Here is a 24,680-nt window from a genome sequence, read left to right as displayed (position 1 = left end):
GCTTTTAATGGGATGAACGGGTATCAAGATGGCGTAACCAACGCTGTTCCGCTTTTCTGAACAGGCCGATTAACGCAAAAGAAATCACCAGATAGATCGCCGCGGCAATGCCGAACGCGTAAAACGGCTGGTAGGTTGCGGCGTTGATATCGCGGGCGATTTTCAGAATATCCGGCACGGTGACGGTAAACGCCAGCGCCGTGGAATGCAGCATCAGGATCACTTCATTGCTGTAGGCCGGCAGCGCGATACGCAACGCGCCCGGTAAAATAATGCAGCGATACTGCTTAAAACGTGAAAAACCATAGGCCCGGGCCGCTTCAATTTCGCCATGCGGAACGGAACGAATCGCACCGGCGAAAATCTCCGTGGTATAAGCGCAGGTATTCAACGCCAGCGCCAGAACGGCGCAATTCAGCCCGCTGCGGAAAAAAGCGTTCAGTAGATCGGTGCCGCGCACGATTTCCAGACTGTAAACGCCAGAGTAAAAAACCAGTAGCTGAACATAAAGCGGCGTACCGCGAAAAACATAGGTAAATAGCCAAACCGGCAGGCTGAATCGTCGTCGCGGGGAAACCCGGGCAACCGCCAACGGCAGCGCCAGCGCGCCGCCGATGGTGACCGAAGAAATCAACAGCCACATCGTCATCGCCAGCCCGGTGAGACGGTAGCCGTCACTCCACAGCAAGGCTTGCCAGTATTGTTGCAGGATCTCACTCATAGTTTATTTTTTTGACTCCTGCCGAATAATGTCTTTCCAACCACCACAGCACTCCGTTGGAGATGGTGGTAAAAATCAGGTACATCGCGCCGGCAACCAGCGCAAAGAAAAACGGCTCGTGCGCCCCTTTCCCCGCCAACTGCGTCGCTTTAATCACATCATTCAGGCCCAGCAGCGAAACCAGCGCCGTCGCTTTCAAGATAACCTGCCAGTTATTGCCGATGCCCGGTAGCGCAAAACGCATCATAGAGGGGAACAATATCCGGCGAAATACCTTCAGCGGCGAAAAACCGAACGCCACCGCCGCCTCAATCTGACCGGGAGAGACCGCCAGATAAGCGCCGCGGAATGTTTCGGTAAAATAGGCGCCGTAGATAAATCCCAGGGTGATGATCCCCGCGGTAAGCGGATCGATATCGATCTGACCGACCCCCAGCGTCTCGGTTACGCTATTCAGCGTTATCTGTAGGCCATAGAAAATCAGCAGCATCAGCACCAAATCCGGCACGCCGCGGATCAGCGTGGTATAGCAGGAGAAAAGCCCCGACAACAAGGCGTTCTTCGATAGCTTGGCCCCGGCGCCGATCAACCCAATACCCAGCGCCAGCAAGAGCGAACTCACCGCCAGCTCCAGCGTCATCGCCGCGCCGTCCAGAATTAATGGGGAATAGCCATAAAGCATTGCGCATATCCGTTCAGAGTAAAAATAGCGATGAGTGACAAGACTTTCTTCCCCATCCGCTCTCCCCCGCGCAAAAGCATGCCCGATGTTTTGTGCGGGGGAGGACGCTATCTTAGAGGGTTATCGACACGCCAGGAGACTTAACCGCCGTAGACGTCAAAATCGAAGTATTTTTTCGCCAGAGTATCGTAGGTGCCGTCTGCGCGCATTTCCGCAAACGCTTTATCCAGCGCGGCTTTCAGTTCGGTATCCGCTTTACGCAGCCCCATGCCGGTGCCCACGCCGAAATATTTATCGTCTTTCACCGCCGGCCCCGCAAAATCATAGCCTTTGCCCATGTCCAGCTTCAGAAAGCCTTCGCTGCCGGCGACTTCATCCTGAAAGGCGGCGTCAATACGGCCGGCCGTCAAATCGGCATAGACCAGATCCTGATTTTGATAGGCGACGACATCAATACCTTTCGGCTGCCAGTAGGCATTTGCGTAAGATTCTTGAGTGGTGCCCTGCAATACGCCGACGCGTTTGCCGCCCAAAGAGGCCAGCGTCGGTTCAATGCCCGCGCCGTGCTTGGCAATCAGACGAGAATTGGCCGCATAAAGTTTTTCAGTAAAAGCGATTTCCTGCTGACGTTTTTCGGTAATGGAGAGCGAGGAGATAATGGCGTCGATTTTTTTGGCCTTCAGCGACGGGATAAGCGCGTCAAAGTCGCTTTCGACAAAGGTACAATTGGCTTCAATACGTTTACACAATTCTTTCGCCAGATCGATATCAAACCCAATCAGTTCGCCACTGCTGTTTTTAGATTCGAACGGCGCATAGGTGGGATCGGTGCCTATTTTAATATTTTCAGGAATAGCTGCCATGGCGCTTCCTGCGGCCAGAATTAACGCCAGCGGTAAAACCTTTATCATTTTTTTCATATTGCTACCTTTACCAATGAGTGATTGAAGGTCAAAAGTTATCTGTCAACGCCAGAACGGATTGTCGATTTCAGGAACGATCTATGGCTTTAAAAACGACTAATGTCATTGCTGTGTCCGCCACTGCGGAACATTGCAGTTTTCATGCCAGAATAAGAAATTTACCTCAACAAAGCCACATGATGCGAGCTTTGTATAATGAGCATACTAATCACTTGATTCATGCCGCTTTTATGCGGCGGCGGCTGAGCCGATATGACAGAATTGGGGAGCCGCCTGCGCATGACGCCAGTATCAATGCGCTATTTTAGTGCGTTATCGCATTACCGTAGTGCGATAGGATAAAAAAGCCCCAAAATGGGGCGCGAGACTTATCGGCCCCAACGCGCGGTTTTCGCACCTGCGCCAAAAAAACCAGCGTTTACGCCCCTTGCCAGCGAGTAAACAAATCTTCCGGCAGCGTGATGTCAAACTGATCGAGCACGCGGTTCACCGTCTGATCGATAATATCCTGCACAGTTTGCGGGCGATGATAAAAAGCCGGCACCGGCGGCATAATAATCGCGCCCAGTTCCACCGCCGCCGTCATCAGGCGTAAATGCCCCAGATGCAGCGGCGTTTCACGCACGCAAAGCACCAACGGACGGCGCTCTTTCAGCACCACATCCGCGGCGCGCGTCAACAGGTTATCGCTATAGCTGTGCACAATCCCGGACAGGGTTTTTATCGAGCAGGGCAATATCACCATCCCGGCGGTTTTAAATGAGCCGGAGGAGATGCTGGCGGCAATGTCGCGCGTATCATGCACCACGTCCGCCAGCATCTGTACATCGCGCAGGTTGAAGTCAGACTCCAGCGACAGCGTCTGGCGCGCCGCCTGACTCATGATCAGGTGCGTTTCTATGCCTTCTATCGCCTGCAAAACCTGCAACAGACGTACGCCATACACCACGCCGCTGGCGCCGGAAATACCAATAATGAGTCGCTTCATCAAGACTGCCTCTGACTGACCGCGCCGGTGCTCAACGCGTAAAACGGATCTGCGCTGACTTTGCCGGATCGGTTGGCGATAAGCAAGAATAAGAAAAGGGAGCGCGCCAAGCGCACTCCCTTTCCGTTACACCGCGACAAGGTTTTCAACACTCAGCCTTCGTTGTGTAACTCCAGATCTTCCACTTCATTCTGGCTGCGCAACGCTTTGGCATCGTCATTACGCAGCATTTCCAGATAGTCCAGATAGCCCTGATCGACATCCTTCGTCACATACACCCCGTTGAATACCGAACACTCAAACTGGGTGATATCCGGGTTATCTTCACGGGCGGCGGCGATCAGATCGTCCAAATCCTGGAAAATCAGCGCATCCGCGCCGATAAGCTGGCGGATCTCCTCCACTTCGCGACCGTGGGCAATCAGCTCGTTAACGCTCGGCATATCGATACCGTAAACGTTAGGGAAACGAATTTCCGGCGCCGCCGAAGCCAGATACACGCGCTTGGCGCCCGCCTCGCGCGCCATTTCCACAATCTGCTCGGAGGTGGTTCCGCGTACGATGGAGTCATCGACCAGCAGAACGTTTTTATCGCGGAACTCGGCACGGTTGGCATTCAGCTTACGTCGAACCGACTGACGGCGCGCCTGCTGGCCCGGCATGATAAAAGTACGACCGACATAGCGGTTTTTTACAAACCCCTGACGATACGGCTTATCGATGATGCGCGCGATTTCCAGTGCGATATCACAGGAGGTTTCAGGAATGGGGATCACCACGTCAATGTCGAGATCTTCCCATTGGCGTGCAATCTTCTCGCCCAGCTTCTGACCCATACGCACACGAGCGCTGTACACGGAAATTTTATCGATGAACGAATCCGGGCGCGCAAAGTAAACATACTCGAACAGGCAGGGATTGCTTTTCGGATTCTCGGCGCACTGACAGGTAAACAACTGCCCTTTTTCGGTGATGTAAATCGCCTCGCCCGGCGCGACATCACGCAGGAATTCAAAACCCAGCGTATCCAGCGCCACGCTTTCCGACGCCACCATATATTCGCTGCGGCCGTCTTCCAGATCGCGTTTACCGATAACCAGCGGACGGATGCCGTTGGGATCGCGGAAAGCCACCATGCCATGACCGATAATCATGCTCACGCAGGCATAGGCGCCGCGAATTTGCTGGTGCGTCGCCGCAACGGCGGCAAAAATATTGTCGGCTTCCAGAGGATAGTGCTGAAAACGATCCAGCTCTCTGGCAAAAATGTTCAACAGAATTTCAGAATCAGAGGTGGTGTTAACATGACGACGCTCTTGCTCAAACAGCTTTTTACGCAGTTCGTGAGCGTTGGTCAGGTTACCGTTATGCGCCAGGGTGATGCCAAACGGCGAATTAACGTAGAAAGGCTGCGCTTCCGAGGCGCTGGAACTGCCCGCGGTGGGATAACGCACATGCCCGATGCCCATATTGCCTTGTAAACGTTGCATGTGCCGTGCTTCAAACACATCTTTCACCAGGCCGTTGGCCTTGCGCAGGCGAAAGCAGTTCAAGGCGTCAATGGTGATGATGCCTGCGGCATCCTGCCCACGGTGTTGCAACACCGTTAACGCGTCATAAATCGACTGGTTGACCGGCGTAAAACCGGCGATACCGACAATACCGCACATGGTGTCTTTTCCTCATCAGCGCTACCGCAGCTATATATGTTGCGGCAAGAAACTTGACGTGCTTTGCAGGTAGTCAAAAAACCACCTGATAATATAACTGAACTGCGGAATTAACTGGGACTGCTTCCAGTCGGCGCTCTGTGAAAAACCGGTGAAGGTATCCAGAAAGAACAACAGGGCGGAGACGATCAACACACCGCGCAGCGCGCCGAAACAGATGCCCAATACGCGATCGGTGCCCGATAATCCGGTGCGTTCAACCAATGAACCAATCACATAGTTGACAATAGCACCCACAATTAACGTCGCAATAAACAGAATGGCAATAGCGATACCATTACGTACCAGTTCATCGTCAAAACGGGTGAAATACACGGCCAGATAAGCATAGTAATGGCTGGCGACAAAAAACGCACATCCCCAGGTTACCAGCGACAATGCCTCGCGTATAAACCCCCGGATCAGGCTGACCAGAGCCGAAAATCCGATGATGCCAATAATGACGTAATCAACCCAAACCATGAGCTACCCTAATAATGAACGATGCCAACCGCTAAGCCGCCACGTCATCCTGTTCGCGGCGCATTCTAACAGAAAAAGAAAACGTTTGCGTAGCGTATTTCCGTCGATTTCATCAATAGACAATCAAACGAAAAAAGCCGAATCCCCTTAACGCACGCTGTGCGATCTGACCTGACCGCTCAGCCCGCTGAGCCGCTGCAATTCCGCCAGCGAAGACTGCAATTTCTCTTTTGACGCGTCCGGCCCGATATAAATACGGGTAATCTGCCCCGCCACCGGCGTCGCCGGCACGGTATACGCCCGATAGCCGGAAAGGCGCAGCTTGGCGACGATCTCATTAACCTTATCCGCATTCTTCAGCGCGCCGAGCTGTACGATGTAAGCTTGCCCGGCGGGCGCCTGTTCTGCGGTCTGCTTATCCGGCCGGACGTCGGATTTCGGCTCCGGTTTGGGTTTCGGTTCAGGCTTCGGCTTAACCTCCGGTCTTACTTCCGGCTTCGGCTGCGGTTCAGGCCGCGTCTGAACCGGCGGCCGTTCAACCACGGCCGGCGGCGCAGCGACGACGGGCGCATTGGCCGCAGGAGGCGGGCTTTCCGGCGGTTCGGGACTTTCGGCCGCAGGCAACGCGCTCTTATCCTGAATGATGACCTCCTCCCCTTCCGTCGGCTGGTTGGGTAAAGGCTGATTCAGCGCGGGCAACGCGTCCATCTCGTTGCTTTCGCCCGCTTTAGGCACCAACGGGATCGCCGCAAACTCATCTTCATAATGTTTTTTCTTACCGTCCAGCAGGCCAGGCAGCACAATGACGCCCAGCGCAACCAGAATAATCGTGCCGACTAAACGATTCTGAAATTTACTCGCCATACGTTTTCCCCTCATCCCGCGCATCCATAACCTGCGCTACCGTATGAAAAGATCCACACACAATGACGATATCCTGCGCGGCCGCGTCAGACATCGCCTGTCGCCAGGCGGTCACGACATCCGGAAATGACTGACAGCGTTCCAGATGCTCGGCCAGTTGCGCCGCAGAAGCGCCGCGCGGGCCTTCCAGCGGCGCACAGTACCAATCGTCCACCAGCGGCTTCAAATGATTCAGGGTGCCGCCAATGTCCTTATCCGCCAGCATACCGATCACCGCGCGAACTTTCCCGGTTTTCGGCAATGCCGACAGCCGGCCGGCCAGATAAGCGGCGGCGTGAGGATTATGCGCCACGTCCAGAATCAGCAGCGGGTTTGCGCCGACGATCTGGAAGCGCCCGGGCAGCTCGGCCTGTCGCACCCCCTGGCGGATCGCCTCTTCGCTCACGTTTAAAGGGGAAGCGTTTAGCGCCGTCAACGCCGTCGCGGCATTGGCCAGAGGCACATTCGGCATCGGCAATCCTGACAGTTCACGTTGCTTGTTTTGCCAACTCCAGCCATCGCGCTGAATGGAAAAATCCCAGTCCCGGCCGCGCCGTAATAGCCGCGCGCCTGTTTCCGCGGCAACCTCCGCAATCGCGCCCGGCATATCCGGCTCGCCGACCACCGCGGGCTTGCCCGGCCGGAAAACGCCGGCTTTTTCTCTGCCGATGCTGTCCCGATCGTTACCCAGCCAGTCGGTGTGATCCAACGCAATGCAGGTTACCACCGCGACGTCGGCATCGACGATATTCGTGGCGTCAAGGCGCCCGCCTAACCCCACTTCCAGAATCACCACATCCAGCGTCGCCTGCTTGAACATTTGCAACGCGGCCAGGGTTCCGAACTCAAAATAGGTAAGCGACACCGCGCCTCTTCCGGCTTCGATATCGGCAAACGCCCGACAATGTAGCGATTCCGGCAACTCTTTACCCTGAATTCTTACCCGTTCGGTATAACGCTGCAAATGGGGAGAACTGTATACGCCCACCCGCAGTCCGGCGGCCAGCAGTATCGATTCCAGGGTACAGCAGGTCGTGCCCTTGCCATTGGTTCCTGCGACGGTAAATATCACCTTGGCGGGCTGCAATAATTGAAGATTCTCAGCAACCTGCTTTACGCGATCCAGTCCCAAATCGATGGCCTGGCCGTGCAGGTGCTCAAGATAATGAAGCCACGTGACCAAAGGCGACGTGGCTTGGGGTATGTGAAGATTATCCATGAGTCCCGTTCACTGGCTTACGGTTCATTTTATACAGGAAGCATAAATTCCGCTCGGCGCGGTATTAATGCTTCCTGTTCATTAGTTCAACTACGCTTCATCCTGCGATTCAGCGGCGGCGTCGTGATGAAGTTCCGCCACATCGTTGCTCGGTTCCGGATGATTGGTCAACTTGGCAAGAATCGTCGCCAGTTTATAGCGCATCTCCGGGCGGCGCACGATCATGTCGATAGCGCCCTTCTCAATCAGGAATTCACTGCGCTGGAAGCCCGGCGGCAGTTTTTCACGCACCGTTTGCTCAATTACCCGCGGGCCGGCAAAGCCGATCAGCGCTTTGGGTTCGGCGATATTCAGATCGCCCAGCATCGCCAGACTGGCGGACACGCCGCCCATCGTCGGGTCGGTCAGCACGGAAATGTAGGGCAAACCGCGGTCGCGCATTTTTGCCAACGCCGCACTGGTTTTCGCCATCTGCATCAGCGACATCAGCGCTTCCTGCATCCGGGCGCCGCCGCTGGCGGAGAAACACACCAGCGGGCAACCCTCTTCCAGCGCCTGCTCGACGGCACGAACGAAACGCGCGCCGACCACAGAGGCCATCGAACCGCCCATGAAAGCGAACTCAAACGACGCGGCCACCACGGGCATACCGTATAACGTTCCTTTCATCACCACCAGAGCGTCTTTCTCGTCAGACTGCTTTTGCGCGGCGGCCAGACGATCTTTATATTTTTTAGAGTCGCGGAATTTTAGGATATCCTTCGGCTCCAGTTCGCTACCCAGCTCCACTGTCCCTTCTTTATCCAGGAAAGCTTGCAGGCGCGCTCGCGCGGAAAGACGCATGTGATGATCGCACTTGGGGCAAACTTCCAGATTACGTTCCAGCTCCGCGCGATAAAGCACCTGACCGCAGCTATCGCATTTCGTCCACACCCCTTCAGGAATGTTCGCTTTACGGGTTGGCGTAATATTGCTTTTGTTAAGAATTCGTTCAATCCAGCTCATTGATAACCTTTCTGCTTGAACCTGGCACACGCCAGTCCGCTGTTCATGTGTTCCCCGACGGCATCGCCGATTAAAAAACACCTGAGGCGCGCGTCGATCGCGCCGCCAAAGCGTTGGCGCCAGGGATTATTCCCAGGAACAGACCATAAATGCTGCCCATTAAACCATAACGATCCGGTACTGTGGATAAAAAACTGGTCAAACCGGATGTTAAAATACGTTTCGCTTATTTTACATCGCCGCGCGCGGCGGCTCTGCGGTGTCGGGCAATTTCAATGATGCCCGGCAGAATAGAGACAAAGATAATCCCGACAATCAGTAATTTCAGGTTTTCCTGCACCACCGGCAAATCGCCGAACAGATAACCCGCATAGGTGAAAGACACCACCCATAACAACGCGCCGATCACATTGTAAGCGGCAAAATGCCGGTAACTCATATGTCCCATTCCCGCAACAAACGGCGCAAATGTTCTCACAATAGGGACAAAGCGCGCCAGAATTATTGTTTTACCACCGTGACGGGCATAAAACTGATGCGTTTTATCCAGATAGCTGCGCCGGAAAATTTTTGAGTCCGGATTACTGAACAGCTTTTCCCCGAACAGCCGGCCAATGGTGTAATTCACCGCGTCGCCGAGGATCGCCGCCGCAATCATCAAGAAAACCATCAGATGAACATCCAGCGCGTTGGATGGCAGGGCCGCCAGCGCGCCGGCGACAAACAGCAAAGAATCGCCCGGCAAAAACGGCGTCACCACCAGCCCGGTTTCACAGAACAAAATCAAAAATAAAATGGCATAAATCCAGACACCATATTGCGCCACCAGTTCCGCCAGATGCACGTCAATATGCAGAATAAAATCAATAATAAACCGTATAAATTCCATAAAAATTTCTCTTTCTCGATGTCGCCGCCGCCAGCGTCATCAGTTTAGCCGGACAAAACACCGCCACTTAGTTCTCATCGTTCAAGAACAAAGGTCCCATCGCCGGCCGCGGCAGAGCAAAACGCGCGGGATAGTCCACGGCGACCAGATACAACCCCTCGGCCCGGGCAGTGGCGGCGGCCAATGAACGATCTTTCGCCGCCAGCAGTTCGGCAATCCATCCTTCCGGCTGATTGCCGCAGCCCACTTCCATCAGGCTGCCGACGATATTGCGAACCATATGATGTACAAACGCATTGGCCTTAATATCTACCACGATATAGGCGCCATGACGCGTAACCTTTAAATGATTTACATAGCGCCAGGGGGTGCGGGACTGGCATTGCACGGCGCGAAACGAGGTAAAATCGTTCTCCCCCAGCAGACATTGTCCCGCGCGCGCCATCCGTTCGGCATCGAGCGGCAGATAACAATGGGTGACGCCTCTGGCCAGCACCGCCGGACGATAGCGATGATTATAGATGACATAACGATAACGGCGCGCCGTGGCGCTGAAACGGGCGTGAAAATCATCGTCAACCGTTTTGACCCAGCGCACGGCGATGTCCGGCGGTAAATTGGCGTTCACCCCCATCGTCCAGGCCGCGTCCTTGCGCGCCGCCTGCGTCAGAAAATGCACCACTTGCCCGGTCGCGTGCACGCCGGCATCGGTGCGCCCGGCGCAAAATACGCTTATCGGCTCATTGGCGACTTTGCTCAGCGCCTGTTCGAGACATCCCTGTACGCTGCCGACTTCGGCCTGGCGCTGCCAGCCATAATAGCGGCTGCCGTCATACTCAATCCCCAGCGCAATTTTCAGCGGAGCCGGTTCCGCCGCCAGTATCGGCTCAGACATTACCCCAGATACTCCCGTACCAGACGCTCTGCGGTTTCCACCGCCATCAGCGCGCCGCCGAAACGGACGTTATCCGCCACCGACCAGAACTGCAACAGTTCGGGAATACCGTAATCATTACGCAAACAGCCAATGCTCAGCAGCACATTGCCGGAGGCGTCGCCAACCTGCGTTGGGTAATCCTGCTCTTCGCTGACCTGAATGTCGCCGGCCTGCAACAGTTCATCCCGCGCTTCCTCGGCGGAGAGCGGACGCAGCGCCTCAAGGTGAACCACCTGGGCATGGCCGTAGAAAACCGGCGACTGGATGCAGGTAACGGAAATCGGCAATCCCTCATCCTGTAAGACTTTACGCACCTGATCCACCAGACGACGCTCTTCACGCACGCTGCCCTCGCCATCGGGCAACAGCGGCAACAGGTTGAACGCCAGTTGTTTGGGGAATAATCCCGCCTCAGGCGGAATGCCGTTCAGCAAGCGGGCGCTTTGCCCGGCCAAATCATCCACCGCCGCTTTGCCATGGGCGGAAACCGACAGCATAGTGGTGACGTGCAGACGGGATAAACCGGCGGCTTCCGTCAGCGGTTTGATCGCCGTCAGCAGTTGGCTGGTCAGGCTATCCGCGACCGCCACGATATTACGGTTGCGATAATCGGCCAGCGCATGGGCGTTCACCCCCGGCACCACCAACGGCACGTCCGGTTCCAGCGCAAACAAACCGCTGCTGTCGATGACCAGACACCCGGCATTACCCGCCTCTTCCGCATAACGCTCGCTGGCTTCCTGACCGGCGACGAAAAACGCCAGTTGGGCCTGCGACCAGTCAAAATCCGCCGCATCTTCCACCGGACAGGACTTACCGTTAAAGCGGATGATTTCCCCCACGCTGCGTTCGCTGGCCAGGGGATACAATTCACCCACCGGAAATTCGCGCTCCTGCAATAATTCCAGTAACGCCGCGCCTACTGCGCCCGTAGCGCCCAGCAGAGCAATATTCCAGCCGTCGGACATGTGGTTTTCTCCCCAAACTTATGAATGAAACATTCCCGGGCGATAGATACCGCCGGGTTTTTAACAACAAATCAGGCTACAGAGTGATTAACGATCGGCCATCGCCGTGGCATTAAAGCCCAGCTTACGCAGACATTCCGCGCTGGCGCCGTCGGTACAGATAACACGGAGCGACGCCCACTCGCGTCGTTCCTGATAATGTTTGCGCAGGCGATCAAATCCGCCCTGCTGATGCGCGCAATGGCGCAATAGAGCATCATCCCGGCGCACATCATACACCAGATGAACCAGACGCTTTAATAACGCTTCATTGAGCGGCGACGTTAAGGTCACTTCAGCAAATTCCGGCTCCGGCAGCAAAGAAGACAGCGCCACCGGCTGCGGATCGCCGATAAACCGGCTCAAGGCTTCAAAAACCTGCGTGGTGCCGCGGGCTTTGCCTTCCAGCGTATAGCCGGCGATATGCGCCGTTCCCACGTCCACCAACGCCAACAGTTCGGTGGACAACGCCGGTTCAGGCTCCCATACGTCAAGAATGACGCTGAGGTTTTTCCCCTGTTTCAGCGCGTTGAGCAGCGCGGTATTATCCACCACCGGGCCGCGACAGGCGTTAATCAGAATACGTCCGTCGGCGAAGGCGTTCAGCACCGCCTCATCGACCAGATGATGAGTCCGGTACGGGCCGTCAAGGTATAACGGCGTATGCAGCGTCAGGATATCCGCCTCGCGCACCAGCGCGTCCAGCGGCAGGAAATCGCCCTCGTCCCCGCGATCTTTTCGGGGCGGGTCGCACAACAAGGTTTTTACCCCCCAGGCCTTCAGGCGTTCGTTCAGGCGGCCGCCCACATTACCGACGCCGACGATGCCCACGGTTTTATTACCCAGTTGGAATCCATCGCGTTCGGCGAGCAGCAACAGGGAAGAAAAGACGTATTCGACAACCGCGATCGCATTGCAGCCCGGCGCGGCTGAAAAGCCAATGCCGTTAGCCTCAAGCCAGCGCTGATCCACATGGTCGGTGCCGGCCGTGGCGCTGCCGACAAACTTCACCGCGGCGCCGGCCAGCAGTTCGGCATTCACCTTGGTCACCGAACGCACCATCAATGCGTCGGCATCCTTCAGCGCGTCAAGCGGCAGCGGACGCCCCGGCACGGCCTGAACCTCGCCCAGACGGCTAAACAACTCGCGCGCGTACGGCATATTTTCATCAACCACAATCTTCATTGTCTTCCCCGGTAGCCTGTTGCCCTGCAAAAAAGAGGGGGGTTATTTTGCCACTGAATGATCAGGAAGCCCAATGCTATCGGCCGGCCGATACGGCCTTGATGACCGGCGGCGGCGATGTCGCAGCGACGTACTGCCGATGATCGGCGGCAATCCGTCCGCCAGATATCCGGCGTTGGCTATGGCTAATGGCAGCGACAGCGGTAAACTAGCGCCTTTCTTGCATTATGGATGAGAGTCACCGCTTTGAATTCTCTGTTTCCCATTATCGCCGTACTGATTTGGTCGGTGAATGTCATCGTCAATAAACTCTCCTCCGCCGTGATCGACCCGGCAGCCATTTCTTTTTATCGCTGGCTGCTGGCTTGGGTGGTGATGACGCCGTTTATGTTGCCGGGTATGCGACAACATCTGGCGGTGATTCGTCAATATAGCTGGAAACTGCTGACGCTCGGATTGCTGGGCATGGTGCTGTATCAGAGTCTGGCTTACTACGCGGCGCACACCATCAGCGCAGTCATGATGGGGATCATGGGATCGCTGGTTCCGCTATTAACCGTGTTAATCAGCATTCCGCTGCTGCGCATCGCGCCCACGGTCGGCATGCTGGCCGGCGGATTGCTTTCCTTCGGCGGCATTGTCTGGCTTATCAGCGCGGGCCACCCGGAACAGATTCTGTCGCAGGGTATCGGCGCCGGCGAAATAATGATGTTTTGCGCCGCCAGCGCCTATGCGCTGTATGGCGTCTTAACCAAACGCTGGAGTATCCCACTGCCCAACTGGCTGTCGCTGTACGTGCAAATCACCTTTGGCGTGGTACTGCTGCTGCCTAATTTTTTGTTGACGGACGACGTGCGGCTCACCAGCCAGAATATCCCCTTAGTGGCCTTTGCCGGCATCATGGCGTCGATTATCGCCCCTTTCCTGTGGATCCAGGGCCTGTTGCGACTGGGGGCCGGCACCGCGTCCATATTTATGAACCTGACGCCGGTGTTTACCGCCGTCATCGCGATTGTGTTCCTGCATGAGCCGCTGCACGGTTATCACCTGATCGGCGGCGGAATTACCTTGCTGGGCGTGGTGTTGGCGCAACGATGGCGATTCCCCTTAATCAAACCGCATCGCCGTGATTAGCCCCTGTTCGTGGCGGTTATAGGGCTATCGAACCCAGAAAGAGCTTGCTATGATTCTTTTCTCTTTCAGCCAGCGGTGAGGAAAACGGTATGCAACCTGTAAGCGGCCCAGGTGCCCCACTGCCGGGTGAGCGATCGGTCGCTCCCGCGACCACGTCGCCGACGACCAACGCGGCTGGCGGCGACGGCGATCTGCCGCTGACGCCGGCGCAACGCGCAACGCTTGAAAACCTGATCGTGAAAATCGTGGCGCTCAGCACCGCAAAAGCGACGGAAGTCTGGTCGGGCGTCAAACAGGGACTGGGACTCGGCGAAAACGCCGAACTGATGTCGCGCCATTACCAGCCGGCGGAGCAGATACTGCAAACGCGCTTAACGCAGGCGCAAGGTCAGGATAATGGCGCCCGCCAGCAGCTTATGCAACAGCTCGGCGACCTGCTGCCGCAGGGGAACAACCGTCAGGCGGTCAGTGACTTTATCCGCCAGCAATTCGGTCACGCCACATTAAGCTCACTGAGCAACACACAACTGCAACAGGTGGTCACGCTACTGCAAGGGCAAAGCGCTCAATCCACGTCCCAGGCGGCCGTCAGTTCGCCCGATCGCCCACTGCTGCCTGCCGAACAACGTAGCCTGAATCAACTGGTCACTCGTCTGGCGGCCCAGAGCGGGGAGCAGCCGGCAAAAATCTGGACCACGTTGATGACGATGCAGAATCTCAACGGCGGGGATGCCATTCCCGTCAGATCGCTGCCGTTACTGACTCAGTTCCTGCAAACACAACTGGTGCTGCAACAGGCGCAGACAGCGTTGCCGACCTCATCTCAACCGGCGGCGCAGCAGCAAAGCGCTCCAGACGCCAATATCGCGCCCGGTCAGACGGTATCGGCGGCCAATAACGCCAACGCGGCGTCCCCCTTGACGTCATTTGCCAACGCCCAGACTAGCGTGCCCGCCGCCCCGAATCTTGCAACGTTGCAGGCGGCATTACAGCAGCCGCTGAATGCGCAGGAACAGCAAATGCTGCTGGATTATGCCCAGAACCGGTTTAACGCCGGATTCCAGACGCCGCTCACGCCGATGCAGCTTAGCGATGCGCTCGCTTTCTTGTTTACCCAACGCATACAACGCGCACAGGAAACCGACTGGGCGGCGGCGAGCGTATTCCCGCAACCGTTGCTCAACCCGCTGATTGCCTCGTTACCGCTTAGCTGGCAGTCTCTGTTCCATAAGCCGATGTTTGTGATCATTGCCAGCGTCTGCGTCGCGGTATTCCTGCTTTGGGTATTGTTCTGAGCAGCATTCAGCGCTGTTGCGCATCAAGAGAGGCGGGGTAAAGAAAGGCGATCATAGCGGGGTTATCATACCCGCCATGATCGTGTAGCAACGCGGGCGATTACTTCTCGAATTTGCTCATCACCAGCGTGGCGTTGGTGCCGCCGAAGCCGAAACCATTCGACATCACGGTGGTCAGCTTACGCTCCGTCGGTTCGGTGATGATGTTCATGCCAACGCCATGTTCATCCAGCGTTTCAACGTTGATGCTCGGCGCGATAAAGCCGTGTTCCAGCATCAGCAGCGTATAAATCGCTTCCTGAACGCCCGCCGCGCCCAGTGAGTGACCGGTCATGGCTTTGGTGGCGGAAATGGCCGGAATGTTATCGCCGAACACTTCACGGATCGCTCCCAGCTCTTTCACATCACCGACCGGCGTGGACGTGCCGTGCGTATTGATGTAGTCGATAGGCGCATCTACGCCCTGCAACGCCATCTTCATGCAACGCATCGCCCCTTCGCCTGACGGGGCAACCATATCCGCGCCGTCGGACGTCGCGCCGTAGCCGATGATTTCACCGTAGATATGCGCGCCACGCGCCAGCGCATGCTCCAGCTCTTCCACCACCACGATGCCGCCGCCGCCGGCGATAACGAAACCATCGCGGTCGGCATCATAAGTACGGGACGCTTTTTCCGGCGTGTCGTTATATTTGGTAGACAGCGCGCCCATGGCATCGAACTCGCAGGCCATTTCCCAGCACAGCTCTTCGCCGCCGCCGGCAAATACCACGTCCTGTTTACCCAGTTGGATCATCTCTACCGCGTTACCGATACAGTGAGCGGAGGTGGCGCAGGCGGAACTGATGGAGTAGTTAACGCCGCGGATTTTGAACGGCGTCGCCAGACAGGCGGAAACACCGGAAGCCATGGATTTGGTGACCATATACGGACCCACGCCGCGCAGGCCTTTCGCCCGCATACCGTCGGTGCCGGCAACCTGGTTGCGCGGAGAACCGCCGCCAGACCCCACGATCAGGCCGGTACGATCGTTGGACACCTGATCGTCGCTCAGCCCGGAATCTTTAATCGCCTGTTCCATGGACAGATAGGCATAAATCGATGCATCACTCATAAAGCGCACAATTTTACGATCGATGAGGCCGGTGGTGTCCAGTTTAACGTTACCCCAGACGTGACTACGCATGCCGGAATCTTTCAGCTCTTGAGAGAAAGTAATACCCGAGCGGCCTTCCCGCAATGACGCCAGAACTTCCTGCTGGTTATTACCTATGCTTGATACGATCCCCAGACCAGTAATCACTGCACGTTTCATTCAATACCTCTTCCACTTATAAAGTTTGGGATTTCGCCTCGCACTTTAGCGTACACTTGTAAGCTGAACAAGTCCGATCAGCCGAACTTTTGCTAAATTTGCGCCAGGGCATTCAGCTCGTTAAAATCGCCCCACCGCTTGAATAATGAGTCATTTGCCGTGAATAGCCTTCCCATCCAGCATGCGTCGTTGAGCTGGAACGAACAGGGTACACCTGTATCGCAACAGTTTGATGACGTCTATTTTTCCAATCAGGATGGGCTGTTGGAAACCCGTTATGTGTTTTTAACCGGCAATCAGTTTCCCGCACGCTTTACCCCCCATACGCGTGAAAACTGCGTGGTGGCGGAAACCGGTTTCGGCACCGGGCTCAATTTTCTGACGCTGTGGCAGGCCTTTGATGATTTCCGCGCCCGGTCGCCGCAAGCGCCGTTGCGCCGCCTGCACTTCATCAGCTTCGAGAGGTTTCCGCTGCGCCGGCGCGATCTGGCCGCCGCTCACGCCCAATGGCCTGAACTGGAAAAATATGCGCAAGAATTACGCCGGCAGTGGCCGATGCCGTTAGCCGGCTGCCATCGTTTACTTCTGGCTCAGGGCCGCGTCACGCTCGATCTGTGGTTCGGCGATGTCAATACGCTGCTGCCGACCCTGGATGAGTCGCTGAATCATCAGGTCGACGCCTGGTTTCTCGACGGCTTCGCGCCGGCGAAAAATCCGGATATGTGGACGGAGAATCTGTTTCGATCCATGGCCAGACTGTGCCGGCAGGACGGAACTTTCGCCACCTTTACCGCCGCCGGGTTCGTGCGCCGGGGATTACAGCAGGCGGGGTTTACCGTCAGCAAGGTCAAGGGATTTGGGCAGAAACGCGAAATGTTGAGCGGCTATCTGCCCGCATGCCTTTCCGCCCCCTCGGTCGCGCCCTGGTATGCCCGACCTCCGGCCACCGCAACCCACGATATAGCGATTATCGGCGGCGGCATTGCCGGTGTTTTAACCGCGCTGGCGCTGCAAAGACGCGGCGCGTCAGTCACGCTGTACTGTGCCGATCCACAACCGGCGCAGGGCGCGTCGGGCAACCGGCAAGGCGCGCTGTATCCTTTACTGAATAATAAGCATGATGCGCTTTCGCGTTTCTTTGCCGCCGCGTTCACTTTTGCGCGTCGCCACTATGCCGAACTGGCGGCGCAGGGCGTCGGTTTTGAACATCAGTGGTGCGGCGTTAGCCAATTGGCCTATGACCAGAAAAGCGCCGGTAAAATCGAACACATTTTACAAGGTGAATGGCCGCCGGAACTGGTTTTCGCCGTGACGGAGGAGCAGCTTGAAGACGTGAACGGTCTGATGCTGGGTGTCGGCGGCATTACCTACCCCGATGGCGGCTGGCTTTGCCCGGCGGAGCTAACCGCCTCCGCGCTGGAACTGGCCCGCCGGCAAGGATTGATCGTCCATATGAACACGGCAGTTTCCTCGCTTGAGCAAACCCGCGCCGGCTGGCGCTTGACGCTGAATAACCATCGACAGGCGGAACATGCCGCGCTCATCCTGGCGAATGGTCATCAACTGTCGGACTGGACTCAGACTCAACATCTTCCATGCTATACGGTGCGCGGTCAGGTAAGCCATATCCCGACGACACCGGCGTTGCAGCGGCTGAAACAGGTGCTTTGCTACGACGGTTATCTGACGCCGGTCAGCCCGCGGCATCAGGAACACTGCATCGGCGCCAGCTACCAGCGCGGCGATGCCGCCACCGACTACCGGGAAGAAGAACAACAGGAAAATCGCCGGCGTCTGCTGAACTGTCTGCCGCAGGCGGAATGGGCGCAGCAAATCGATGTGCGCGACCGCCAGGCGCGTCAGGGCGTGCGCTGTGCGCTGCGCGACCATTTGCCGCTGGTCGGCGCGGTAGCGGATTATCAACAAACGCTTGAGAGCTATCAGGATTTATTGCAACACCACCATCACGCGGAACATCTTCCCTCCGCGCCGGTCTACCCGAATCTGTTCCTTATCGGCGCGCTGGGTTCCCGGGGGCTGTGTTCGGCGCCGTTGGCGGCCGAGATTCTGGCCGCGCAAATTTACGGCGAGCCATTGCCGTTGGATAGCGAAACGCTGGCGGCGCTGAACCCGAATCGTTTCTGGATCAGGAAACTGCTGAAAGGCCGGCCGGTATCGTCTCAGGGATAAGAACGGGCGTTAAAAAAGCATGGTGCCGGAAACACCGGCACCATATTGAAATGGATTAATCGAAAAGAATTAATGGGTTTGCGGGTTCTGCGCCTGCTGGAATAAACGCTCCCACATGCGGTTTACCAGAATCTGATCCGGCGGGGAAAGCTCACCGTTTTTGATGGCCTTATCAATACTGTCGCTGACGCGCGCATACAGCGCTTCCGGCGTATGTTCGCCGTTTTCCTCCGCTTCAGCCACCGATACCGTCAAATGACCGCGCAGATAGCCGCCGGCAAAAAGTTCATCGTCGCTGGCATGTTCCACCATGTCATCAATCAGCGCCAGAATACGCGTCTCAAATTCTGCGATCATTTATTATCCTCAGTTAATCTGTCTCGCTTAATAGTCAGCAGAGATCGGCCGGGTACGGAAAGCTCGCTGCCGTCAGCGGCGGCGTATTGTAAAACGATTGTAACGCATTAATAAAGCGCGCCGGCCGCGGCGGGATCCCCTGCTGCAAATACACCCTCACCTGCGCATGAACCCGGCGTTGGAAATCGATGCGATCCGGCTCGCTGTCGCCATTCAGGTTGTCGCAGCTCACGTTAAAGGGAAAACCCGCCGCCACGCAAAACAGCCAGTCGAGCGCCTGCGGTTTGATCTCAACGGACTCAAACTGAGACTGCGTCGTAGCATCACGCCCGTCCGGGCAATACCAGTAGCCGAAGTCAACCTGTAAACGCCGCTGCGCGCCCGCGATGCACCAGTGAGAAATCTCATGCAGCGCGCTGGCATAAAAGCCGTGAGCGAAGATAATCCGGTGATAAGACACCTGCTCGTCCGCGGGCAGATAGATTGGCTCGTCGTCGCCTTTAATTAAGCGCGTGTTGTATTCGCCGCTAAAGCAGCCATCAAAAATATCAATCAGTTGCTGATAGTGATGGGAATCCATCTCGTTATTTACCATCATCAGAAAAACCGCCCCAGCCAATGCGCGATCTCGGCGCCATGACTGTCATAAATCAGTTTGCCGCTCATCACCGCGGAAACGATCACCAGCATAGGGCGGATCAGTTTCTGCCCTTTGTTCAGCACCATTCTGGCGCCGATACGGGCGCCGATAAACTGCCCCAGCAACATTACAGCTCCCAGGCCCCACACCACTTTACCGCCGAGCATAAAGAACAGCAGCCCGCCGAAATTCGAGGTGAAGTTGAGGATTTTGGCATGCGCCGTGGCCTTCGCCAGATTAAAACCGCTCAGCGTGACAAATGCCAGCGCATAAAACGACCCGGCGCCCGGCCCGAAGAAACCGTCATAAAATCCAATGCCGCAACCGGCGACAATCGCGAACGGCACGGCGGACAGACGGCGCTGCCGGTCGTCGTCGCCGATCTTGGGCGACAGTAGAAAATAGAGGCCGATGCCAATGATCAGCAACGGTAATAGCTGCCGCAGAAAGTCAGCATGGATCTGCTGAATAAGCCAGGCGCCGAACGTCGATCCGACAAAGGTCAAGGCGATAGCCAGCTTCTGCTCGCTTAAATCGACGGCGCGGCGGCGGATAAAGTACAGGCTGGCGGAAAACGAACCGCCGACCGCCTGAAGCTTATTGGTTGCCAAAGCCTGCGCGGGCGATAGCCCGACGGCCATCAGCGCCGGTACGCACAATAAACCGCCGCCCCCGGCGATGGAGTCGATAAACCCCGCCAATATCGCGACGAAGAATAAAATGCCCAGAACTTCAGGCCCGACGACAAACCAATCCATGATTTATTCCACTGCAAAATGTCTGTCGACCAAAGCCTGACAAGACGGAGGTAAAGGAGGAGGCGATGTTTTCACCGGCGGCTCGCCGCCCGGTTGTTTTGGCTGGAACCAACTGGTTAGCTCGGCGCCGCAGCCGTCGCCGGCGGGCGGCGCTGGCTGATCCTGACACTCCAGACTATCGGCGGGGCACCGCAGGCGAACATGCATGTGCGCGCGATGTCCAAACCAGGGACGAACCTTATGCAACCAGTCACGATCCTGACCTGCATCGGCGCACAGCTGTTTTTTTATCGCTGGATTAACGAAAATGCGGGTCACGCCGCTATCTTGCGCCGCCAGCTTCACCAGCGTCGTTACTTCGGGCTGCCAGACGCGCGGGTTAACCCTGCGGCCGTTGGCCGCCACCAGATCGAGGGGTTGCGGATTAAGCAATTGCTGCTGACTCCAGCGCTGTTTCGGCAATTGCAGCCAGATATCCACATCCAGACCCGACTGATGGCTGGCATGACCGCTGTTGAAGCGCCCGCCGACCGGCATGCCCAAATCCCCAATAAGCATATTGGCCGCCGTGCGCCGCTTAACCGTTGCGCTTAGCCGTGTAATAAACGCCAGCAGATCGGGATGTCCGTAATAGCGGCGTTGATCGACGCGCATCACCTGATAATCCGGCGACTGTAGCGGCAGAGGTTGCGCGCCGATGATACATCCATTGGCAAAACTGCCGATGGCCTGAGGCGCTCCCGCCACCGGGTGCGTCATTTCCTGCCAGGGGGTTTTCGCCCATAGCGGCGCACTGAATGCCAGTGCGATAAAACCCATTAACCCTTTTTTCATCGTTTATTACCAGCGGGGAACCTGACTGACCACATCCCCACACTGCGCACGCTGGCGCAGCAGGTGATCCATTAACACAATCGCCATCATTGCTTCGGCAATCGGCACCGCTCGGATCCCCACGCAGGGATCGTGCCGGCCGCGCGTCACCATTTCCGTCGCTTCCCCCTGCCGGTTGATGGTCTGCCCCGGCACCATAATGCTGGAGGTCGGTTTGAGCGCCAGATGAGCGACAATATGCTGTCCGCTGCTGATGCCGCCTAAAATGCCGCCGGCGTGATTGCTCTGGAAACCCTGCGGCGTGATTTCATCGCGGTTTTCACTGCCGCGTTTCGTCACCACGGCGAAGCCGTCGCCGATTTCGACCCCTTTCACCGCATTGATGCTCATTAAGGCGTGCGCCAGATCGGCGTCCAGACGGTCAAACACCGGCTCGCCCAGGCCGGCGGGCACCGACTCCGCCACCACGCTGACTTTGGCGCCGATCGAATCGCCCTCTTTTTTCAGCGCCCGCATCAGTTCGTCCAGCGCTTCCAGCTTATCGGCGTCCGGGCAGAAAAAAGGATTCTGCTCGACCAAATCCCAGTCTTTTAATTCACAGCTCACATCGCCGATCTGCGCCAGATAGCCACGGATCTTCACGCCGTGTTGCTGTTGCAGATATTTTTTCGCTATCGCGCCGGCCGCGACGCGCATTGCGGTTTCACGGGCGGAAGAACGGCCGCCGCCGCGATAATCACGCAGGCCATATTTTTGTTCATAGGTGTAATCGGCGTGACCGGGACGGAAAACGTCTTTGATCGCGCTGTAATCCTGCGAACGCTGATCGGTGTTTTCAATCAGTAAACCAATGCTGGTTCCCGTGGTAACCCCTTCAAAAACGCCCGACAGAATGCGCACCCGATCGGGTTCACGGCGCTGCGTCGTGTAGCGGGACGTCCCCGGCCGACGGCGATCCAAATCGTGTTGCAGATCCGCTTCGGTCAATGGGATCCCCGGCGGAACCCCGTCAACCACACATCCCAGAGCGATACCGTGGGACTCACCAAATGTGGTGACGCGGAAAAACTGCCCAATACTGTTTCCTGCCATCACAACTCCTTAGCGTATACGTAATAGTTTTGGCTATGCCCATGATCTTTCAACGCGTGGCCCATGAACGCTTGCAAGAGGATGGATAGCGATACTCATCAATCAGGGTTAGTCGCGATAGATGCTGAAATGGGTTTTACAATCGATCAGTTGATCTTTGGTCAGCATAAATACGCCATCCCCGCCGTTGTCAAACTCCAGCCAGGTGAACGGAATATCGGGATATTGCGCAATCAGGTGCACCATGCTGTTGCCCACCTCGCAAATCAACACGCCGTCATCGCTGAGGTAGTCGGGCGCACAGGCCAGAATACGGCGCACCAGCTTCAGGCCGTCGCTGCCGGCGGCCAGCCCCAGCTCGGGTTCAAAACGGAACTCCTGCGGCAAATCAGACATGTCCTCTTCATCCACGTAAGGCGGATTGGTCACAATCAGGTCATAGCGGATTGCCGGCAAATCGCGGAACAGATCGGAACGGATCGGCGTCACGCAATATTCCATGCCGTGCTGCTGAATGTTCTGCTCGGTCACCGCCAGTACGTCATTGGAAATGTCCACCGCGTCCACTTCGGCTTCGGGAAAAGCCTGCGCGCAGGCAATCGCAATGCAGCCGCTGCCGGTACACATGTCCAGAATATGGCGAGGCGCTTTCGGCAACAGATCGCCGAAGCAGTCGCTGATTAATTCGCCGATCGGCGAACGCGGCACCAGCACCCGTTCATCGACATAAAATTCAAGCCCGCAAAACCAGGCTTTGTTGGTCAGATAGGCCACCGGGATGCGTTCGTTTACCCGACGGATAACCCGTTCGACAATGCGGTGCCGCTCGCTGGAGGTTAAACGGGACGCGTACATATCCTCCGGAATATCGAGCGGTAAAAACAGGCTGGGCAGCACCAGCTGTACGGCCTCATCCCACGGATTATCCGTACCGTGACCATAATAGATATTGGCTGCGTTAAACCGACTGACGCTCCAGCGCAACATATCCTGAATGGTATGGAGATCGCTGACCGCCTCATCGACGAAAATTTTGTCCAAGGTTGTCCTCCGCAGACATATCTGAATGACAAATTGGCGCTTATTTTGCCATGAAGCCGGTGACAAAGCAGCAGATATAACCCGTAGAGCGTAAGGTTACGCCGACTTTTATTTAGCGACCGGCGAGAGACAGGGTAAACTGAACGGATGTTGATGTAGGGTGAACGACCGATGAATAATAAATATTCGCTGAGTGACGACGAATTGCAGCTTTTTCGCGCATCCGTTTCCGGCGCCAAGAAGCTGCGCCAGGATACCTATACCCACAAGCCCGCTCGTCGCAAGCTGAGTGAATTGCCGCCAAGACGAGCCTTGCAGGAACAGATCGACGCCAGCTTTTACTTTTCGGACGAATTTCAGCCGCAGTTGGAAAGCGAAGGACCGATGCGCTACGTGCGTTCCGGGGCCAGCCATTATGAATTAAAGAAATTGCGGCGCGGTGATTACGCCCCTGAATTGTTTCTCGATCTGCACGGTTTGACGCAGTTGCAGGCGAAGCAGGAATTGGGGGCGTTGCTGGCCGCCTGCCGCAGGGAGCATGTTTACTGCGCCTGTGTGATGCACGGCCACGGCAAACATATTCTGAAACAGAAAACGCCGCTCTGGCTGGCGCAGCACCCCGATGTGCTGGCTTTCCATCAGGCGCCCAAGGAGTTCGGCGGCGATGCCGCGTTGCTGGTGCTTATGGCGCTGGAAGCGCCCTCGCTTGAGTAAAACCGCATTGGCGCAGGCTGCCTGATAAAAAGCACGGCGGCTATGAAGCTTTCAGCGCCAACTGAGCCGGACTCATCTGCCAGTCAACTACGCCGTTGCCCGACTGCGCATCGACGCTCACGCAGGCAATGGCCGATGTCGCAAACATCGGAGCGGTTTCATCAGGGCATAATTCCGCGACCAGATAACCGACCAAGGGCAGATGAGAGATAACCAGCACCGCTTTCACCCCTTCTCCCGCTAGCGTTTGCAGATAGCCGCTGACCAATCCGGCATCTCCGCCGGGGGTAAGCTCAGGCAAACATTCGTCGCTCTCCGGCATGGGCAACAGCCCCCGAATCGCTTCCAGCGTTTGCCGGGCGCGTAGGTAAGGGCTTACCAGAATACGGTCGATATCAACCGCCCGGCTATCCAGCCAACGCGCCATTTTCCGCGACTCATCATAACCACGCTCGCTCAAAGGGCGCTGCGCATCGCTGGCGGCAGCAGGTACTGCATCACCATGACGCATAATCAAAACTTGCATATGACACCGCTATGTTGACGTTAATACTGTAATTAACAGGCTGATCTCGCAGCTTGAATGTTGGAAATGTTTCAAACCCGCCCGATTTTCAGCTGATGAAGAAAAGCGATTATCGCAGGTTTTCGCTGTAAGT

Annotated in this window: 25 protein-coding genes; 4 read left to right on the top strand and 21 right to left on the bottom strand. The window is 56.5% G+C overall.

Annotated features, from left to right (window positions below):
- Positions 1-4: 4 nt before the first annotated feature.
- The 13 genes from HOY33_RS04225 to pdxB all read right to left on the bottom strand — a co-directional run bounded on the left by HOY33_RS04225 (position 5) and on the right by pdxB (position 12,651).
- Entirely contained in the window at positions 5-721 is a 717-nt protein-coding gene (locus HOY33_RS04225) for an ABC transporter permease (protein WP_172288934.1), read from the bottom strand.
- Positions 714-1,403 (bottom strand): histidine ABC transporter permease HisQ, encoded by a 690-nt coding sequence (gene hisQ, locus HOY33_RS04220; protein ID WP_172288932.1) that lies wholly within the window; start codon positions 1,401-1,403, stop codon positions 714-716. The genes HOY33_RS04225 and hisQ overlap by 8 nt, the downstream gene beginning before the upstream one ends.
- A 140-nt stretch (positions 1,404-1,543) precedes the next feature.
- Positions 1,544-2,323: a lysine/arginine/ornithine ABC transporter substrate-binding protein gene (locus tag HOY33_RS04215; RefSeq protein ID WP_172288930.1), complete on the bottom strand. Its 780-nt coding sequence runs from the start codon at positions 2,321-2,323 to the stop codon at positions 1,544-1,546.
- 421 nt (positions 2,324-2,744) lie between these two features.
- Positions 2,745-3,314 (bottom strand): UbiX family flavin prenyltransferase, encoded by a 570-nt coding sequence (locus HOY33_RS04210; RefSeq protein WP_172288928.1) that lies wholly within the window; start codon positions 3,312-3,314, stop codon positions 2,745-2,747.
- Between the two features lie 152 nt (positions 3,315-3,466).
- Complete coding sequence (purF, locus tag HOY33_RS04205) at positions 3,467-4,984, bottom strand: amidophosphoribosyltransferase (protein WP_172288926.1); 1,518 nt, start codon at positions 4,982-4,984, stop codon at positions 3,467-3,469.
- 30 nt (positions 4,985-5,014) lie between these two features.
- On the bottom strand, positions 5,015-5,506 hold the full coding sequence (gene cvpA, locus HOY33_RS04200; protein WP_172288924.1) for a colicin V production protein: 492 nt from the start codon (positions 5,504-5,506) through the stop codon (positions 5,015-5,017).
- A gap of 147 nt (positions 5,507-5,653) precedes the next feature.
- The gene (gene dedD / locus HOY33_RS04195; RefSeq protein ID WP_172288922.1) at positions 5,654-6,370 is read right to left on the bottom strand and encodes a cell division protein DedD; all 717 of its coding nucleotides are present in this window, start codon (positions 6,368-6,370) and stop codon (positions 5,654-5,656) included.
- Entirely contained in the window at positions 6,360-7,628 is a 1,269-nt protein-coding gene (gene folC / locus HOY33_RS04190; protein WP_172288920.1) for a bifunctional tetrahydrofolate synthase/dihydrofolate synthase, read from the bottom strand. Before folC ends, dedD begins: the two co-directional genes overlap by 11 nt.
- 90 nt (positions 7,629-7,718) lie before the next feature.
- Positions 7,719-8,633 (bottom strand): acetyl-CoA carboxylase, carboxyltransferase subunit beta, encoded by a 915-nt coding sequence (gene accD / locus HOY33_RS04185; protein ID WP_172288918.1) that lies wholly within the window; start codon positions 8,631-8,633, stop codon positions 7,719-7,721.
- A 226-nt stretch (positions 8,634-8,859) separates the two neighbouring features.
- A complete protein-coding gene (locus HOY33_RS04180; RefSeq protein WP_172288916.1) occupies positions 8,860-9,522 on the bottom strand; it encodes a DedA family protein in 663 nt (220 codons plus the stop codon).
- 67 nt (positions 9,523-9,589) lie between these two features.
- A complete protein-coding gene (truA, locus tag HOY33_RS04175) occupies positions 9,590-10,417 on the bottom strand; it encodes a tRNA pseudouridine(38-40) synthase TruA (protein ID WP_172288914.1) in 828 nt (275 codons plus the stop codon).
- A complete protein-coding gene (locus tag HOY33_RS04170; protein ID WP_172288912.1) occupies positions 10,417-11,427 on the bottom strand; it encodes an aspartate-semialdehyde dehydrogenase in 1,011 nt (336 codons plus the stop codon). The genes truA and HOY33_RS04170 overlap by 1 nt, the downstream gene beginning before the upstream one ends.
- Before the next feature lie 87 nt (positions 11,428-11,514).
- Entirely contained in the window at positions 11,515-12,651 is a 1,137-nt protein-coding gene (gene pdxB, locus HOY33_RS04165) for a 4-phosphoerythronate dehydrogenase PdxB (protein ID WP_172288910.1), read from the bottom strand.
- 231 nt (positions 12,652-12,882) lie between these two features.
- Here pdxB and HOY33_RS04160 point away from each other — a divergent pair, with 231 nt between their 5' ends.
- Together HOY33_RS04160 and flk are read left to right on the top strand one after the other, a co-directional pair.
- Positions 12,883-13,785: a DMT family transporter gene (locus tag HOY33_RS04160; protein WP_172288908.1), complete on the top strand. Its 903-nt coding sequence runs from the start codon at positions 12,883-12,885 to the stop codon at positions 13,783-13,785.
- 89 nt (positions 13,786-13,874) lie between these two features.
- Positions 13,875-15,080 carry a flagella biosynthesis regulator Flk gene (gene flk, locus HOY33_RS04155; RefSeq protein ID WP_172288906.1) on the top strand — a complete coding sequence of 402 codons (1,206 nt, stop codon included), beginning with the start codon at positions 13,875-13,877 and terminating at the stop codon, positions 15,078-15,080.
- A 100-nt stretch (positions 15,081-15,180) separates the two neighbouring features.
- On the opposite strand, the gene fabB is transcribed toward flk, so the two are convergent.
- A complete protein-coding gene (gene fabB / locus HOY33_RS04150; protein WP_172288904.1) occupies positions 15,181-16,395 on the bottom strand; it encodes a beta-ketoacyl-ACP synthase I in 1,215 nt (404 codons plus the stop codon).
- Between the two features lie 159 nt (positions 16,396-16,554).
- Here fabB and mnmC point away from each other — a divergent pair, with 159 nt between their 5' ends.
- Positions 16,555-18,585 carry a bifunctional tRNA (5-methylaminomethyl-2-thiouridine)(34)-methyltransferase MnmD/FAD-dependent 5-carboxymethylaminomethyl-2-thiouridine(34) oxidoreductase MnmC gene (gene mnmC / locus HOY33_RS04145; protein ID WP_172288902.1) on the top strand — a complete coding sequence of 677 codons (2,031 nt, stop codon included), beginning with the start codon at positions 16,555-16,557 and terminating at the stop codon, positions 18,583-18,585.
- Between the two features lie 69 nt (positions 18,586-18,654).
- Here the strand turns inward: mnmC and HOY33_RS04140 are convergent, their stop codons facing one another.
- The 6 genes from HOY33_RS04140 to prmB all read right to left on the bottom strand — a co-directional run bounded on the left by HOY33_RS04140 (position 18,655) and on the right by prmB (position 23,307).
- Complete coding sequence (locus tag HOY33_RS04140; RefSeq protein WP_172288900.1) at positions 18,655-18,942, bottom strand: YfcL family protein; 288 nt, start codon at positions 18,940-18,942, stop codon at positions 18,655-18,657.
- 34 nt (positions 18,943-18,976) lie between these two features.
- The gene (locus tag HOY33_RS04135; RefSeq protein WP_172289446.1) at positions 18,977-19,522 is read right to left on the bottom strand and encodes an elongation factor P hydroxylase; all 546 of its coding nucleotides are present in this window, start codon (positions 19,520-19,522) and stop codon (positions 18,977-18,979) included.
- A gap of 17 nt (positions 19,523-19,539) precedes the next feature.
- Positions 19,540-20,340, bottom strand: coding sequence for a sulfite exporter TauE/SafE family protein (locus HOY33_RS04130; protein WP_172288898.1), 801 nt, complete (start codon positions 20,338-20,340; stop codon positions 19,540-19,542).
- Between the two features lie 3 nt (positions 20,341-20,343).
- Positions 20,344-21,174 carry a penicillin-insensitive murein endopeptidase gene (mepA, locus tag HOY33_RS04125; protein WP_172288896.1) on the bottom strand — a complete coding sequence of 277 codons (831 nt, stop codon included), beginning with the start codon at positions 21,172-21,174 and terminating at the stop codon, positions 20,344-20,346.
- A 6-nt stretch (positions 21,175-21,180) separates the two neighbouring features.
- A complete protein-coding gene (gene aroC, locus HOY33_RS04120) occupies positions 21,181-22,266 on the bottom strand; it encodes a chorismate synthase (protein ID WP_172288894.1) in 1,086 nt (361 codons plus the stop codon).
- A 108-nt stretch (positions 22,267-22,374) separates the two neighbouring features.
- On the bottom strand, positions 22,375-23,307 hold the full coding sequence (gene prmB, locus HOY33_RS04115; RefSeq protein ID WP_172288892.1) for a 50S ribosomal protein L3 N(5)-glutamine methyltransferase: 933 nt from the start codon (positions 23,305-23,307) through the stop codon (positions 22,375-22,377).
- A 171-nt stretch (positions 23,308-23,478) separates the two neighbouring features.
- Here prmB and smrB point away from each other — a divergent pair, with 171 nt between their 5' ends.
- Positions 23,479-24,021 (top strand): endonuclease SmrB, encoded by a 543-nt coding sequence (gene smrB / locus HOY33_RS04110; protein ID WP_172288890.1) that lies wholly within the window; start codon positions 23,479-23,481, stop codon positions 24,019-24,021.
- A gap of 40 nt (positions 24,022-24,061) precedes the next feature.
- Here smrB and sixA read toward each other — a convergent pair whose 3' ends face one another.
- Positions 24,062-24,547, bottom strand: a complete 486-nt coding sequence (gene sixA / locus HOY33_RS04105; protein WP_172288888.1) for a phosphohistidine phosphatase SixA — start codon at positions 24,545-24,547, stop codon at positions 24,062-24,064.
- Positions 24,548-24,680: the final 133 nt, after the last annotated feature.

This window comes from Brenneria sp. hezel4-2-4 (genome assembly GCF_013155275.1).
Lineage (GTDB): Bacteria > Pseudomonadota > Gammaproteobacteria > Enterobacterales > Enterobacteriaceae > Brenneria.
Note: the sequence above shows the minus strand (reverse complement) of the source record. Positions and strands in the feature narration are given on the sequence as shown.